Genomic DNA, 16,445 nt, shown 5'->3' with positions numbered 1-16,445 from the left:
AAAGAGGAGAAGGCGAAATGTCTGGCCCTGCGGTTAGCCCTGCTGTCGCTGAGGACGAGGTGGCACTTGCCAACCCGTTCCTCAAATGCCTCGTACGGCTGATCCGTGCTCAGGATTCCTACGGGGGGTGGGAAGGCAAAGCGGACGCCGAGCTGCTGGCCGCCTTCATCATCACTAAGGAACAGCGCCGTGCAATCCCAATCATCGGCGATCCCGATCCGGACGTGCTGTGGAGACTTGATATGTTTTACACCGCCGTTGGGCTTGCGATCGAGGAGCGCTGCGGCCTGATGGCGTCGCCGATGATAGAGCTGAGCCATGAAGGCTTTGGGCGCGTGCTTTTCACGGCGGGGCGGTTGGTCGCTCTGTCGAAGACGCTGCGCGACGTCCACCGGTTCGGCTTCGAGACGCTCCGCAAGCTCGCCGAGGCCGGCACGAAACTGGTCGGCGACGCAATCGCAGCCATCGAAACCTATCCCGAGGTAGCGCGCGCGTGATGGGAGCAGGTGTCGAGCAAAGGGGGCATGACAGGTCTTGAGCGAGCGCGATAGCCAGCCCACGCAGGCCGAGGCGGACCAGGCCGGTGATGGGCTCTTGGGGTAGCGCTGATGAAGCCACTCGTCCTGATCTGCTCGCAAGATGCCGAGTTCTATCTGTTCCTCAGCCACATACTCGAGGTGGACGGCTTTGCCACTGAGCCGGCAGGCGGCGCTAAGGAAGCGCTTGCATTGGCCGACGAACGGGAATTCCGTGCCGTGGTGCTGGACTGCGGGCCAGCGAGCATAACCGGGTCCCCTATCTGCGCCCGGCTCAAGCGGCAGCCCCGGACCGGCGGGCTGCCCATTATTGCCCTGATCGCGCCCGGCGCCGAGAACCAGCACCTCGATCTCCTGAAGGCTGGCATTGACGAGAGCTTTGTGCGGCCGATCGCCCCGGCCAAGCTGCTCGACTGTCTACGGGCGAGACTGGCGCTGACGAAGCGGGGTGCAAATGGTCTTGAAAACGGCGGCTGGCTCACCTGCGGCGGCCTCGAGATGAAGCTCGACGCCCACCGGGTTCGCGGCAATGGCCACGACATCCACCTCGGACCCATCGAGTTCAACGTGCTGCGGCTTCTGATTGAAGCTCCCGGGAAGGTCTTTAGCCGGGACGAGCTTATCGGAGCGGCCTGGCCGGCCAACATCCATGTCGGTGCACGCACGGTCGATGTCCATATCAGCCGGATCAGAAAAGCCCTGAAGACAGCTTCGCCCGGCAGCGTCATTCGTACCGTCAGGTCGGCCGGCTATTCGCTCGAGAAGCCGGACGGCTGAACCAAGTGCCGGGTGTGGCGCCACTCCCTTTCCCTTGCGCTGTGAGCCGGTCTTGCGGCCTGAAACGCCCCTAAACGAATACTCAGAAGAAGCAGGCAAATGGGCTTTAAAAGCGTACTCTGTGTGACCGATGCTGACCATTCCGATCAGGACGTCAGAACTGCTGCCACCTTATGTGTCGAAGTCGGCGCGCACCTTTCCGTACTGATTACACCGCCTCAGATGCTCGTTATGTCACCTCTGCCGATTGGAGATTGTGTCCCCGAGTGGCATGTAGGAAGTTCACAGGCAATTGCCAAATTGAACAATCGGTTTCGGCAAATCGACAGATTCACACAGGACGTGGCCAGACAGGAAAAACGCTCTCAGGATATCCAGAAACTGCTGAGGGCCATGTGCCTTTCCTATGACGTCGATACGGATTATTGCGATGCGACCCGCGTAGGTGAGGTTGTGCGACAGCGGGCGCTCTGCGCCGACCTGACAATTGTCGGCCCCGCACTTCTCAACGACAGTATTGTCGGACCTCTCGTCATCAACGGCAGCTTATTCGATACGGGAAAGCCGGTGCTTATTGTGCCGGACGGCGCTGAGCCGACGCTGTGGCCAAGGCGCGTCCTGGTCGGTTGGGATTCACGACTGGAGGCGAGCCGTGCGGTTCGGGAAGCTCTCGGTCTCCTTTGCGCTGCTCAGGAGGTTTGTGTCGCCCTGGTCGATCCGAAGGCGTACAACGCGAACGGCACGGAGCCTGGAGCCGACATCGCTGCCTATCTCACTCGGCACGGTGCTCGGGTGTCGATTGACCTACTGCCAAGTGCCGGCAAATCGGCTGCCACGGTGCTTGCGCAGCACGCAATCGACACGTCTGCCGAAATGATAGTAATGGGCGCTTACGGCAGCCGTCGGCTGCGTGAGCGGCTGTTTGGCGGCGTCACGAGGTGGATTTTCGAGAAGCCCACATTGCCGCTGTTTTTGGCTCGCTGACTGGTTGCGGAGCCGCACCGATGCTGTTCGAGGGTACGGCGATGCCCGCATTCATACCGTGGATGCGCTCCATCGAAACAATCGATTTTACGGAGAATAACGTACATGAAAAAGCGTTGCTCGGGAGGCGACGCCCACCGGAAATCTCTCCAGTCATGCGCAAGGCGGAAGGTGGAACGGAGTCCTCCCAGTTCTTCTGATGCCCAAGGTACACCACTCAATTTAGTCGCTCACTTTCCTGGCGCATCCTGCAGCACCACGAGCCTGACGATTGTGCTTGCGACCGCGAGACGCATTCGGTCCGCAGCTTTGTCGAGGCTTGCCTTGCGGCGTGTCGGGAGGGAGATCGTCTGGAAGGGGGAAAGCATTGATGAGCTAGGCCGCTAACGCAGGAGTAACCATGCGCTGATCCGGATAGACAAGCGGTTATTTCAGTCCGACTGGACCTACCGATTGGCGACGCCTGCTAAGGCGGCCACCAAGCTCGGTTGGAAGCCAAAGAACACTTTCGATGAGCTCGTCAAATGGTCGAGGCCGATCGTCGGGCCTACAGAATCACGCTCGAATTAAAGTGAAATGATCTCGCTGGAGGGCAAACGCGTCTGGTCTCCGGCCACGCCGGCATGGTTGGGGTGCGCAGTGGTGCGCGGCTGTCCGGCACGCCCGAGGCGAAGGCCCTACGGTGGACAGTCGTTATCGGACCTATTCCCGGTAGCGTTGAATTGCCAGCGCACTTTCGCGAGTGAGGTCTATGGAAAACAGACGCTATTGCCCCCCATAGCGTCCGATGAGCAGGAAAGTATGGGGGATCGATGGTCTCGAAAAAGCTAATCGCCAATGCCGAATCAGCGGCTGCGTTTCTGGCGCTGATGGGCAACGAGAAACGACTGTTGATCATGAACTATCTTGCTGAGGGTGAAATGTCGGTCGGCGCTCTCGCCGAGAAGGTTCTGCTCAGCCAATCGGCCCTGTCACAGCATCTGGCCAAACTGCGGGCGCTCGATCTCGTCGAGACCCGGCGCGACCGGCAGATGAGATACTATTCCAGCAAATCCGATGCCGTACGCGAACTTCTCAACATGCTGGACGGGATTTTCGGCGAGGGGGAGCTATGGCAGATGGCATACCGCCCGCGTCGCTCCGGCACTTGACGGCCAGCGCATGTCGCCCAAAGCCTGCCCTTGGGCCTGACCCGAGGGAGCAAAGCGGTTTTGGGTAACGACATGCATGCAAGAACTGGCTGGGTCGCTAACGATTCTTAGTTTAAAACCGCGCAGCGACGACTGTCTGGTCCGGGCGAACGTTCCGACGTGGTTTCGTGGCTGCCCCAAGTCGGAGGCATCCCAGAACAATGTCACGATCGAGCCGCTTTTTCGCGGTTCAAATGTCCATCGTACCGGAGCGATCGGCGCGGTGTGGTGACCTCTCCGTTTCGGATACTCCGCAAACGCTTCCATTAAAGTCGCTTCGTGCCCGAGAGGCGCCGTCAATCATGAATCACAGAGGCCGCTATGCGATGGCAGTAAGGGACCCCCACTCCCACATCATCAAAGCCGGCAGTAGGGCGGGCGCGCCTTACCGTCATTTCGCGCGTGCTGGCGGCTTCAACGCAATCGCTGCTCGATCGGTTCAAGCCGCTTTCGGGTTCCACTGTGATCGACGCCGGCTGCGCGGGCGGAATGTAAGCATCGAGTTGGCGCCGGGGGCGGGACTAATGGCCGCGTCGTCGGCATTGACCTCGACGAAAGCAAGCTAGTGCTGGCGCGAAGATGCCGCTGCGCGAGGGATCGGCAGACGCGGACAAACTCCATCCCTGGCCGGCAGACAAAGCCGCGCTGGTTTACGCCGCTTCGTGCTCACGCATCTTGCAGACCTGAGCGACTTCTCGAACGGGCATGGGACCGGCTCCTGCCAGGCGGTGCTATCGTTACTGAGGACATCGATTACGGCAGTCAGTTCTGCGATCCACCCGGCCCGGCTTCGACCGCTACGCCTGCTCTATGTCGAAGCAGCCCGTCGGCGCGGCGCCGATCCTTTCATCGGGCGCAGCCTTGGTGCCTCGGTCGCCCCAACCCGCGTGCAGACCTGAGCGGTGGCACACCCACAACTTTCGGCAATACCTGGTCCAAGGGTGGCCTTGCCGTTGTAAAACCAGCTCGCCGGATAGCCGGACACTAGGCTGGCGTTGTCGACGAAGTTCGGCCAAAACCGTTTCATAGAACCCCACCGTATGAAAGATGAAGGTATCTCGTTCGATATCGACGAGAGCGATGATGTGCGGCTTCCACCCGAACCTCGGGTCGAAGCCGCTCATGCGATCCTGGAGCCGTGTGTCAACGCCCGCGGTCAGATAATCCTTGCTGCTTCCAGCGTAGAGAACATCTGCGCCGGATCCGCAGAGCTTGTCATTGTCCCTCCCAAAAATGCGCGGTTCGTCGCGGCCATTGTCACCGGAGAGTTCGTCCCATGCCTTCTCGCCGCAGGATCCGTGATCGCTCTCCCGGGTCCAAGATTGGTCGTCGCCTCCGCAATCGGCGATCCGGTCGATCCATTAGAACCCAAGCTAACATCGTGAACGCTCGTTGCCGAAGGTTTCGGAAGCTGGTTGACCGCAAGAAACCAGCTGCACTGCGGCGGCCCCACTGGGGGGCCAATCATCTGAACATTCGACATGCCGAACCTCCAACCGTGAGGTGGTCATGTATCTCGGCCACATCGTCGAGCAGGGCACCACAGACCAGATATTCTCGCCGCCGTACCACCCCTATACCGAGGCACTTTTCCCGGCCATCCCGATTCCCGACACCTGTGTCGTCAAGAAACCACATTGTGCTCGAAGGCGACATTTCCCCGGCGAGGGGTCCGCCGAGCGGCTGCCCCTTCCAGACGCGCTGTCCGCGCAAGAATCTGGTTCCCAGAGGAATTTGTGAGCGCGAGGTTCCGCCGTCCGCCCATCCGAAAGCCGGACGCGGTCTTCGCAGTGATTGAGCCGGTCATCAAACTCAAGCCTTAGCCCGAAGAGGAGGCGGAGTGAGAGAGGCGGGATCGGGATAGGATCAATTCGCGGCCGTGTGTGCGGAGCCGCTGTGCGGCCGTGTCGACGTCTCTGCAGCCTCCATCGCTGTTAGATTAGGTCGACATGGCTAGGCGCCCTGCCGTTGCCCCTCCTCACCGGCAGGGGCCCCTTTCAACCAAACCAATGACCGAGACGAATTTCCCGAAGGCCCCCACGGGATCTTCTTGGGTAAGGATCGCCGGAAGGCGGCTTGGCGCCGAAGACAACGGCGTCGGCAACGCACGCCGACGCCAGGAACAAAGGATTGAGGGGGAACGGCAAAAAAATTCAGACAGCCGTTCGATCACTTTTCTCCAATGGTGCTGATCCGGGACATCCCGTCCCGTTGCACATCGTCGGCAATCCCTCCGAGCATTAGGGTAGGCTAACCCTTGGCACAGGAAATGCTGATTTTCGCATTTGGGTCCATTTAGTATCGAGAATCAGACCGCCGCCGCATTCGCAGAGAACTGGGTAGGAAGAACAGGACGCAAATATGACTCTTGAAAAAGTGGAGACGCTTGTCGTTGGCGGCGGCCAAGCGGGAGTGGCTATGAGCGAGCACCTGAGCAAGTGCGGGGTGCCTCATCTAATTCTTGAACGCGGCCGGATTGCCGAACGCTGGCGCTCGCAGCGGTGGGACTCCCTCGTTGCCAATGGCCTGGCCTGGCATGACAGGTTCCCGGGCATGGAGTTTCCGCGGACCGGTCCCGATGACTTTGCCTCCAAGGAGGAGGTCGCCGACTATTTTGTCGCTTATGCAAAGCAAATCAATGCGCCGATCCGCTGCGGCGTGGAGGTCAAGCTCGGGCAAAGAAATGTCGGGCGGCCCGGATTCCGCGTCGAGACGTCGGACGGCGTGGTCGAAACCAACAGCATCGTCGCCGCGACCGGACCTTTCCAGATCCCCGTCATTCCGCCCGTCGTCCCTGGGGATGCGGGCATGCTGCAAATCCATTCCAGCGCGTACCGCAACCCTGAGCAACTGCCGAAAGGCGCGGTGCTGGTGGTCGGCGCGGGATCCTCGGGTGTGCAGATCGCGGACGACTCCAGCGCGCTGGCAAGCGCGTCTACCTTTCGGTGGGCCCTCACGATCGCCCGCCGCGGGCCTATCGCGGGCGCGACGTCTGCTGGTGGCTGGGCGTCCTCGGCAAGTGGGACGCCGAGACCCCGGGATCCGGCACCGAACACGTCACAGTCGCGGTGAGCGGCGCGCGCGGCGGCGAGACGATCGATTTCCGTCGTCTGGCCGCGCAGGGGCTTACGCTCCTCGGTATGACAAGCACGTACCAGGACGGCGTGATGAGCTTCGCGCCCGATCTGGCGAAAAACATTGCCCGTGGCGACGCAAGCTTGATGTCGTTGCTGGATGAAGCCGACGCCTATGTCGCTCGCGACCGTCTCGACCTCTCGGAAGAGCCCGCGGCCCGTCGGATCCACCCGGATCCGGAATGCGTGACCAATCCGATCCGCGAGCTCGACCTGTCCGAGGCCGGGATAGCGGCGATCGTCTGGGCGACAGGCTTTGCTGTCGACTACAGCTGGCTGAAGGTCGACGCCTTCGACGAGAAGGGCCGGCCAAGGCACCCCCGTGGCGTCTCGAGCGAGCCCGGGCTCTATTTCCTGGGTTTACCTTGGCAGTCGCAAAGAGGATCCAGCTTCATTGGGGCGTCTGGCATGATGCCAAACACGTGGCCGACCGTGGTTCGATGAAGCGAAAATATCTGGCCTACCATGCTGCCGCGAAGGGCCAGCCCCGTGGATGCCTGACCTGATCCTGCCCGGCCCGCGGTGTGGAATGGTCACTGCCGCGAGCATCCATCTGCCCGCATCCTCGGTCCATGCGCCGGCACGCCGCTGGCGATCGATGACGCATTGCCGACGAGGCTGCTCGTTCCACGAAAAAAGCGATAAGCGTTAATGGGCAACCTCGTCGGGACCGAAAAGAGCGCTAAACCGGGTTGCTAGATCAATCCAGGGTGCCGCGTCGCCGCTCTCTGAAGCTATTCGAACGACCGCCGCCAGATAATCGGTGAAAGCCTTCAGTCTTATGGCGCCTTGCTCTGAGAGGTAGTCAACGGCGTCAAGCCGCTGGTGAACGGCAGCGAGCATATGTTGCACCAAAAGCAGGGAGGATGGGCAAGGGCAATCGCTCTCACTCGCGAGGCGCCTGCACTCGCTGCAAAGCGGCGGAATGTCCTCTAAGGCTAGGTCGCCGGAAAGACGTTGTATGAGATTGTCAGTGGCGTTCCACAAATTCGCTCGCATGCAGTACGGAGTGCAGCGTGACGCCATGTTGGGCTAGCAGCGCCGTTGCTCCCTCGTCACGGTCCACAAGGCAAGCAGCGTCACCCACAATGCCGCCGACGCGGCGAACCTCTTCAATCGCCTTCAATATCGACTTGCCGCTTGTGGCAACGTCGTCAACGATCAGGACCACTTTTCCCTCGAGATCTTCTTTAGGCCCAAGACCTTCAATTACGTCCCTTGTGCCATGGGGCTTTGAAGCCTTGCGAACGAAGATCGTGTTTATGGGTTTGTTCATCACCGAGCTGACGGCCGCCATCGATCCGATTACGGGGACCGCTCCCATTTCAAGGCCGCCGACGTACTCTGCTTTCACTTGCTCAGCTATTTTTAGGAACTCAAGAGCGGCAAGTTGCGCGCCTCGCGCCACCATCATGGTAGGCTTCATATTGAAATAGATGTCGCTCTCTACGCCCGACGAGAGCGTGTAGCGTCCGAATCGAAAAGAGCGCTCACGGACAATCTCGCGGAGTTCGTCCTTGTCGTGTTGGCCGGAATCAACTGGTCTGAATTTCGCCAGTGCCGCCATAGATCAGACCTCGCCCCTAGGAAAAAATTGGGTGCGGCATGCACCTAGTCACTACCGCTATGTGGCTTATGCAAGTGTTCGCGGGGTGTGTCAATTAATGTCAATACCGGTGCGACCGTTTCGCGCAGATTTTTCCATTATCGTTATTCGTTGCCTAAAGCGTGATCACGGGCTTCGCTACGGCTTGGTAGCCTTGGCTACCGGCCCTTGCCCGTCTCGGCCAGACACGGGTTTTCTCGACGAGGGCCGTCTCTGAGCGTTCATCTTGGTCCGCTCGAGTTCCGCCTCGCTCGGCCCCGTTTGCGCCAGCTTCTTAACCAGGTTGCGCATGAGGTGAGCGTTTCGGCCGCCCTCGCGAGGTCGGCGGTGCTTGTAGCCCATGGTACCCGTCGCGATGCGGGCCGGCGCGTAAATCCACCGTGCCAACAAGGGGTGTAGCAGGAAGGCCTGCGACGCCACCAAACCTCTATCGCGAAAATATGGAGGTGGCGCGGTATCCGCCGTCTAGCGAAACAGCATACGCAGCATCCGGCAGCACGCACTCGACGGCCTGGCCTCATCGCCGGCTTCAGGAGAAAAGATCAGCTATGAGCCGGCAGGCAATCGCTGCACGCGGCGGTCAGGTCGTGTAGATCTTCCGCGCACACAGCCGGCACTGAAATAATGCTAGATGATGAGCCGACGCCAACATTACCGCAGGGGAGACAGCCAACTCTGTCCTCGAGCGTTTGACGATAAGTGATGCATGTCCAAAAGCTGAACAGCGACAAAACATGTCTGGTCCAAAACAACGGCCGCCTTGAGGATTCTCGAAGCTTATTCATGCAATTGTTGCGGCTAAGCGCCGGCACGGCCTTTGCTGGAGATGCGGCAATAGTGTCTGCTACGCCATCTCGGCGGCGCGCCCGCTCAATGGTCACGGCTACACCTTTGGCAATGGCTGACACGCGACATTGCGGTTGCGCCGCCCTGCCGCGCCGATGCGCCCAAAGTTCGTTGATAGTTCGCTCGGCAGATTGAGGAAGCCGGCTGTTGACTGCTGCCCAGGCGGAGATGGCTGGGTTCATTCGGAACGTACTGACCGCCGGTGTCATGAAGCCAAAGACACCATGCTGGACCTTATGCATGATCAGACGAGTGGGAGTCCTAACGAATGATTTTACCGGAACTGCGCTCTGCTATCCCAGCCGGCAGAGTTTTAGAGATAACGACGACCACAGGATGCATCGTGGGATGTTCATATTGTCCGCAGGACAAGTTCGCTGACCGGCAAAGAAAATTATCTGATACGAAGCATCTTAGTCTTGGAGATTTCAAGCGCTGTCTGGCGCGCGTACCAACCTCCGTCGACATTAGTTTTGCGGGGTATTCTGAGCCATGGCTCAATCCGGATTGCACCGAAATGGTCGAGCACGCTTCCGCCAAAGGCCACGGCATCAGGATTTTCACGACGCTTGTGGGAATGAAGGGGCGGGATCTACAACGCTTGCAGGCGCTGCGGTTGGGGGTATTCGTGGTTCATGTTTTTGATGATGGCGCTTACATGAATAGCCACCTTGTCGGAGACAAGTATCGCGATTTGGTTGGTCAACTCGTCGACGCCGACATCCCATCAATTCGATTCGTGGTTTTGGGCGAGGCCCATCCCGATATCGCGGACATTATCCCTGCCGAAGCCCTAATTCGCGCGCGACCGGTGAGCAGCAGGGGTGGAAGCGTAGATCCTAAGATTGTAAAACCACGGCAGCCAGTCGTTGGAGCGCTGATATGCGTGGACGAACGACAGTATCGGAATGTTCTCCTTCCAAACGGCGAGGTTACTCTCTGCTCCATGGATTTTGAGCGGCGTCACGTACTGGGCAACCTTCTATGCGACGAATACGGCGATCTCTTTAAAAGCCCAGTTTTTTGCGAAATCGTCGATCGCATGAACGGAGCGGATGGTTTCTGCTCTGTAGGATGTGTGAATTTGCCGATCCGAACGACCGGGTGTTGACTGGGTGCCGGTCGCCCCCCTGAGAGAGGCGGGCCGGCGAATGCTGCTTTGGACTGCAAATGTCCGGCGAAATCATTGCGTTTTTCGCGTCACGCGAGCGTGATCCCGTACGCGCGGGAGTTGCCCTCGATCATTTACGAGGCGAGCTCATCGAAAGTGGTCGTCGGCTTCCAATCGAGCTTGATGGCCGCCTTGGAGGCATCACCGATCAGCAGGTCAACCCCGATCGGCCCGAAACAACGTTCGTCTATTTGGATCAGCGCCTGGTTATTCCTGCGTTCGCGGCCCAACTCGTCAACACCTTCGCCTTCCCAGAATATCTCCTTCCCGACCCGCCTGAAGGCCTGAAGGCAGCCTCGACAAAGCTGCGGACCGAATGGGTCTCGCCGGTCGCGAGCACTGTCAGGCTTGTGGTGCTGGGGCACACGGCCTCACATAGCTGTGTGACCGTCTTTAGCTGGATTCTGCGTCTCAAGGGATGTGAAGAAGTATCCGGATCTCGCCTCCATCTTCCGCAAGAAGACGGGAGAGACCTACTGGAGGCCCTGGCTTCCGAAGTCGTCGTTTCAGATTCGCGCCGAGAGAAGGTGGCAAGAGCCTCTTTCCGCGCCACAGTCCATAAACCTGGGTTGCTGGCCGTCCTAAGAGAAAATTCCGATGCGGAGCTGCCCTATTTTTATCGACTATCGGCAAGAGGACGGCGACGCGCAAATCGGCCGCCGGCGCAATGTTTCGCCCCTCATTGTCGGATACCCGACAGGATCACAAACCCGCTAACCATTGCTTTCATGATAATTTCCGTCTGGCACGTTCGATGCAGGGCATCTTCCGAACACATCAGCGGATGTCCTCCTATGGTCAGGCTCACGGAAAAATGCTGTCGCCGCATTCGAGACTGCGCCCTCGCTGATCCCCAAGCCGGTCAAAGGTCGGCGCATCGTGTTGGAGGCAGGCGACTGCGCCCGATTAAAACACGGAATAAGGTTGGAAAGCATCTCGCTGAAAGAGACGCGACCATGGAAGCGGGCGGAGATACGTCGATCCCGCCCACGCCCCACAAGTCGCCGAAATGAGTGTCGATCTCATCACTTGGCTGGGATCCATGGGCTTCACAACCGACCACACGAAAGCGGGGACAAAATCTAGCAAATCCAGCGGCACCGAAGTCGAGAATGCCCGGGTGGAGCGTGAAGCCTATGGCCATGCCGATATTCCCCGCGAACGTAGCCTAATTTGGAAGCACCTATAGGAGCAAGATAAGTGGAGCTCTCTTGCATTGGAGTGGGTGCTGGGCCGTCTAATTTGAGTCTTGCGTGTCAGATACACGAGCAAATTGGGCAAGGGGCCCTGTTCTTGGATCGGCAAGTCGACTTCCGCTGGCACCCAGGCAGCGCATTCGATTCCTCGGAGCTCCAGGTCAGCCACTTCAAGGATCTGGTCACGCTGGTGAATCCGCGATCAGCCTACACTTTCGTAAACTACTTGCACGAGAACGGGCGTCTGTACCACTTCCTGAATGCACAGTTCGAGGCTGTGCTCAGAACTGAGTTCGAGCAATACCTGAACTGGGCCTTCCACAGGAACCCGCTTGTCCGCGGCGGCGAAGCGGTGCGCGAAATCCGCTTTGACGGCGAGTTTCGGGTGCACACCGATAACGCGGTTCTCGGCTCCAGAAACGTCGTGGTCGGTATTGGCAAGCAGGCGCATATTCCGCCTCAGTTTCAGGGCTGGACTGGACGCAACCTGTTCCACTCATCTGAATTGCTGCACATTCATCCTGAGGTGCACAAAAAGCATGTCTGCGTGGTCGGTGGGGGACAGTCCGGAGCCGAGGTGCTGTTGCACCTTGTTGGGCGGACGAAAGGCCGGCGGCCTCGATCGATCACTTGGGTTTCGCAGCGCGAAAACTACCTGCCGATCGACAACAGCCCGTTCACAAACGAGTTGTTCATGCCCTGCTTCTCGGATCGTTTCGCGGCAATGAGCGAGTCGCAGCGCAAGCTGTTCCTGCGGCGTTTCGTGCTTGCTTCGGACGGCATTTCGGAAAGCACGTTGCGCGCGATCTATCAGGCGCTATACCGCCACGCGTTTCTAGAGCCAAACCGATGCGAAATCAAACTGCGGCCGGGCTGCACCGTCTCGCACTGCATCAACGCCGGCGCGGGCCACAGACTCACCCTGCAGCACGGCATGGAGGAGGTCGAAGAAGTCACGGCCGACATCGTCATCCTGGCCACCGGTTACGAGAACGCGGTGCCAGGCTTCTTGGAACCGATGGCGGACCGGCTGGAAAAGATCGACAACGAATTGGCTATTCGCGAAGATTTTTCGGTGTGCTGGGACGGACCGCGTGACAGACGCATCTTCGTACAGAACGCGAGCCTAGGACAGCGTGGGCTGGCTGATCCGAATCTAAGCCTGCTGGCCTGGCGAGCGCGTCGCATCCTCGACAGCCTTCTGGGGCGCGCGCCGCGCGCCAACCCCGAGCATCCCGGCTTCATCAGCCCTTCCTCTGTCGAGAGCTGGTCCGACACCGTCGCAGAAGAAATGGGCAGCGGGATATGACCGGCCGACTACTGATCATTGGCGGTGGCATCCAAGGAATGATTCCGCCTTCACTGCAACGGAGGCCGGAGAGCGAGACGCACTTAGCGTCGTCCGATATGCCGTGGAGTACTGTTTCCGTCGACCCACAACCTGACCAGCGCCCGATTGCCCTAACCGGAATGTTCGACCAACCAGTCTTTCCAACAGGAGGCTTTTCGCATGTTGACTGATGCACAAAGAGAAAAGTGGCAGAAAGACGGATATGTCAGGCTCGAAAGGTTCTTCGATCCCGGAGCTCTGGAACGCATCTCCAGCTTTGTTGAAGATGTATCACGCTGGGATGTCAGCGATGATAAATGGCTCATGTGGTTCGAGAAAACGACGGACAATCGAAAGATCACCTCTAAGGTCGAGAATTTTCTGGACTTCCATGATCCATTGCGTCGTTTGCTCCTAGAAGATCGGCGCATACAGTCTGCGGTCGAGGATTTGCTTGGCGAAGAGTCGCGCAGGCTCAAGGAGTTGCTGATTTTCCACTATCCCGACAGCGGCGGCTATCGCCCGCATCAGGACATTTACCACATTCCACACAGACTGCCCGACCGGATGGTCCATGCGGTCGTTGCGATTGGCATTGACGACTCCGACCCGGACAACGGCGGGCTTTTCTTCAGCGCCGGCAACCACAAAAAGGGGGTATTTCCCATGGATGCCGGCGGGGTGATCGATCCTGAAGTCGCCGAAATGTTTTCCTGAGAACCCGTAGTATGGAAGGCTGGCGACATCTTCATCTTCGACGATTACGCACCACATTACTCAAAACCGAACAAAAGCAATCGTTCGCGGCGGACACTCTACTTGGTGTTCCAGCGTGCTTCAACCGGTGGACCGACCCGCGCTGAATATAACGTGCTTAAGCGCGCCCTCAACCCTCCCGAGGGCAAAGTGGCCGATCTCAACAAACTCAAGCCCCCAAATGGAATTTTCTATCGTGATTGAGCTCACGGTGCCAAACGAGGCATGCACACGGAACTGATCGACCGCAAAAAAATGCGCGGGAGCATGGGTTCTGATTGCCGGCTAATTGAGCATCACCCGCAGCCCGTTACGACGCTTGGGCATGTCGATTGTGAGGTGGTCGCCGGGTGGTCTTCTGTGACGCGTACAGCCCTACTGGCGCACCCGTCGTCGGCCCCCTGGGTTCAGAGCCGGATTATTCTGGCCGGGGCCGCCAACGGGTCGAGCTACCGCCTCTCTTCGCAACTTGCAGCAGAGGCTGTTGCGTTGGCAGCCGAAGAAACCACTGCTTCAACAGTTGAGGTTCGTCATGCGCAAATCCACGTTTTCTCGAACGGAGCTGTCGCGGGCGTTCGGTATCGACATGGCCACGCTTGGAACGGGAAGCGCTGGCACGGGGTTTTCATTCGGAAAGGTTGGACCGGGCGTCACATCCGAGCCCCATCGCCACGACGAAATCGAGGCCTTCGTGGTCCTGTCTGGCGCGGGCAAGGTCAGGACCGACCTTGGAGAAATCCCGGTCGAGGCCGGCGATGTCGTTCTGTTCCACCCTTTTGAAGCGCATGTGCTGCGCAACGATGGGGACGAAGACCTAAATTTCCTCGATGTCTGCTGGCGTGACGGCAAGGCTGCCCTCGATGCCGCTGCAAAGGTCGCGGCTCCCCGCCGGCCGATCTTCGTCTTCTCCACGCCGCCGACGCCTAATGGCGATCTGCATCTAGGGCATCTTTCTGGCCCTTATTTAGGCGCCGATGTCTACACGCGTTTCCTGCGCATGAAAGGGGTCGAAGCCTATCACCTGACTGGAAGCGACGATTACCAGAGCTACGTCGCCACGCGTGCCGATGCCGATGAATCGACACCTGCAAAGGTAGCGCGCCACTATGCGAACGAGATTCGCACCACGCTTGCACTTCTTGACTGCGAGGTCCACAGCTTCCTACCCACGTTGGGCGATGACGCTTATGCAGAGTTTCAGGCCGCGTGTTTCCGTAGTCTTCTGAGCAGCACGGCGGTAGATCTGCGCCAGAGCCCTGCGCTTTTCGATGCAGTGACAGGCGATTACCTTTACGAACCGGATGTAAGCGGCCTCTGCCCCGATTGCGGCGGCTCCACTAGCGGCAACATCTGTGAGGAATGCGGCTCGCCGAACCTATGCCACGATTTGCGCGCAGCCCGGTCACGTCATTCGGCCGAGGCGCCGGTGGTCGGCTCCGTGCTCCGTGCCGAACTTGCGCTGGAACGATGCTACGACAATATCGACCGGCATTTAAAGGCGTCGGGAGCCCCCGTTCGGATCATGGACCTGTTCGCGCGTCTACGCCAACGCGGCGACTTTTCCGTGCCCGTTACCCACCCCTCGGAATGGGGCCTGCCGGCCGAAGGGCTCCCGGGGCAAGTGATCTGGGTTTGGCCGGAGATGGCCTTCGGTTTTCTTTACAACATCCAGGCGCTAGCTCGCTTGCTTGGTCGCGACTGGAATGCGGCGATGCCCAGCAATGACTGGCAGATTGTCCATTTCTTCGGCTTCGACAATTCCTTCTATCACGCGCTACTCTACCCCGCGATTTATGCCGAGGTGTTCTCTCATTGGACGCCGCGCATCCGCTATCATGTGAACGAGTTCTACCTGCTGGATGGCCAGAAATTCTCGACCAGCCGCGGCCATGCGGTCTGGGGCAAGGAGATTCTTGGCCCGAAGACAGTCGACATCGTGCGTCTTCATTTGGGCCTGACACGCCCGGAAGGTGAGCGGACGAACTTCACGCTGGACGCGCTACGTCGCACCGAGAAAGAGATATTCCAACGGATATGGCTGAATTGGCTTGATGAGCTGGACCAGGAAATCAAGCAAGACTTTGATGGCCGTGTGCCCGACGCAGGCGACTGGGCTCCGGCCGACCGCGATTTTTTTACTCGGATAGAGATCCATCGCGCGGCGATCGAACGCGCCTATTCGGACGATGGCTTCTCGGTCCGGCGCGCGGCCGCACAGGCATGCGATTTCGTGCGCGATTGCGTGATCTACCGTCAGGCGCAAGACTATGCAGCGGCGCGACGTCTCTATCCCGCCAGCACCCGGACTTCGCTCGCGCTTCAGGCTACGGCCGCTGCGATCCTGGCGCAGACACTCGCACCGCTGACGCCCCGATTTGCCAGCACGCTGGCGCGAGGCATCGATGGCGTCTCAACCGAAACATGGCCCACGTCCGTCCGGCGCCTTGCGCCGGGGGCGATCTTTGATCTCGGACCCGTGCTAGGGTTCTACGCCAAATCCGACAATTCTATTCTCAAGCATCAGGAAACGATATGAACACCTGGCATCCGGGTTGTGAGCTATGTCTACGAGGCTAGCAAACCACCATACGCGGCGGCGGCCGCGCTTCTGGACAGCTTTGACCCAGGCGGCAAGGTTCACGCCCGCTCTGGCCAATGACTAGGGCAAGCGCGGTCTTGGAAACGTCGGAAAATCCATGGTGCGTTCCGCTTTCGCCTGATCCTTATGTCGTGGCCGGCCTCCATCTGTCTAATACCCGCAACCGGTTCAAGGAGCGGAAAGTAAGCTCCGTGAGCGATGATGCGAGCGCTTGCGCGCGCGAAGGAATAATGGATACTTATGCCCGGGCGAGAATTGCTTGCTTTGCTCAGCTGATCTTTAACCAGAGGATCTGTGAGTCCTCATACCGGACAAGCTCA

General features: G+C 59.2%; 11 protein-coding genes and 3 pseudogenes. 13 read left to right on the top strand and 1 reads right to left on the bottom strand.

The window, feature by feature from the left end; all coding sequences use genetic code 11:
• Window positions 1–17: 17 nt before the first annotated feature.
• The 8 genes and pseudogenes from EN807_RS29880 to EN807_RS29845 all read left to right on the top strand — a co-directional run bounded on the left by EN807_RS29880 (window position 18) and on the right by EN807_RS29845 (window position 7,127).
• On the top strand, window positions 18–497 hold the full coding sequence (locus EN807_RS29880) for a NifX-associated nitrogen fixation protein (protein ID WP_135937756.1): 480 nt from the start codon (window positions 18–20) through the stop codon (window positions 495–497).
• A gap of 111 nt (window positions 498–608) precedes the next feature.
• Window positions 609–1,313: a response regulator transcription factor gene (locus EN807_RS29875; RefSeq protein WP_246684439.1), complete on the top strand. Its 705-nt coding sequence runs from the start codon at window positions 609–611 to the stop codon at window positions 1,311–1,313.
• A 99-nt stretch (window positions 1,314–1,412) separates the two neighbouring features.
• Entirely contained in the window at window positions 1,413–2,297 is an 885-nt protein-coding gene (locus tag EN807_RS29870; protein ID WP_135937755.1) for a universal stress protein, read from the top strand.
• 20 nt (window positions 2,298–2,317) lie between these two features.
• Complete coding sequence (locus EN807_RS35810) at window positions 2,318–2,497, top strand: hypothetical protein (RefSeq protein WP_128176662.1); 180 nt, start codon at window positions 2,318–2,320, stop codon at window positions 2,495–2,497.
• A gap of 612 nt (window positions 2,498–3,109) precedes the next feature.
• Window positions 3,110–3,448: a metalloregulator ArsR/SmtB family transcription factor gene (locus tag EN807_RS29860; RefSeq protein ID WP_127209745.1), complete on the top strand. Its 339-nt coding sequence runs from the start codon at window positions 3,110–3,112 to the stop codon at window positions 3,446–3,448.
• Between the two features lie 1,079 nt (window positions 3,449–4,527).
• Complete coding sequence (locus EN807_RS29855) at window positions 4,528–4,872, top strand: hypothetical protein (protein WP_127209743.1); 345 nt, start codon at window positions 4,528–4,530, stop codon at window positions 4,870–4,872.
• A gap of 106 nt (window positions 4,873–4,978) precedes the next feature.
• A pseudogene (locus EN807_RS29850) lies at window positions 4,979–5,243 on the top strand (oligopeptide/dipeptide ABC transporter ATP-binding protein); the annotation flags it as partial.
• A 605-nt stretch (window positions 5,244–5,848) separates the two neighbouring features.
• Window positions 5,849–7,127 (top strand): annotated as a pseudogene (locus EN807_RS29845) (NAD(P)/FAD-dependent oxidoreductase).
• A 464-nt stretch (window positions 7,128–7,591) separates the two neighbouring features.
• Here EN807_RS29845 and pyrE read toward each other — a convergent pair.
• The gene (pyrE, locus tag EN807_RS29835; RefSeq protein WP_128176655.1) at window positions 7,592–8,188 is read right to left on the bottom strand and encodes an orotate phosphoribosyltransferase; all 597 of its coding nucleotides are present in this window, start codon (window positions 8,186–8,188) and stop codon (window positions 7,592–7,594) included.
• Between the two features lie 1,153 nt (window positions 8,189–9,341).
• Here pyrE and EN807_RS29830 point away from each other — a divergent pair.
• From EN807_RS29830 to EN807_RS29810, 5 genes and pseudogenes are all read left to right on the top strand, one after another.
• The gene (locus EN807_RS29830; protein ID WP_246684438.1) at window positions 9,342–10,184 is read left to right on the top strand and encodes a radical SAM/SPASM domain-containing protein; all 843 of its coding nucleotides are present in this window, start codon (window positions 9,342–9,344) and stop codon (window positions 10,182–10,184) included.
• Window positions 10,185–10,243: 59 nt separating this feature from the next.
• A complete protein-coding gene (locus EN807_RS36880) occupies window positions 10,244–11,257 on the top strand; it encodes a hypothetical protein (RefSeq protein ID WP_246684437.1) in 1,014 nt (337 codons plus the stop codon).
• Between the two features lie 187 nt (window positions 11,258–11,444).
• Complete coding sequence (locus EN807_RS29820) at window positions 11,445–12,749, top strand: lysine N(6)-hydroxylase/L-ornithine N(5)-oxygenase family protein (RefSeq protein WP_128248490.1); 1,305 nt, start codon at window positions 11,445–11,447, stop codon at window positions 12,747–12,749.
• Window positions 12,750–12,950: 201 nt separating this feature from the next.
• A pseudogene (locus EN807_RS29815) lies at window positions 12,951–13,730 on the top strand (phytanoyl-CoA dioxygenase family protein).
• 280 nt (window positions 13,731–14,010) lie between these two features.
• Window positions 14,011–16,062, top strand: a complete 2,052-nt coding sequence (locus EN807_RS29810; RefSeq protein WP_246684436.1) for a class I tRNA ligase family protein — start codon at window positions 14,011–14,013, stop codon at window positions 16,060–16,062.
• Window positions 16,063–16,445 lie beyond the last annotated feature (383 nt).

It is taken from the genome of Mesorhizobium sp. M5C.F.Ca.ET.164.01.1.1 (genome assembly GCF_004792125.1).
Taxonomy (GTDB): domain Bacteria; phylum Pseudomonadota; class Alphaproteobacteria; order Rhizobiales; family Rhizobiaceae; genus Mesorhizobium; species Mesorhizobium wenxiniae.
The sequence above is the reverse complement of the archived record's forward strand: the minus strand, read 5'-3'. Positions and strand labels throughout refer to the sequence as shown.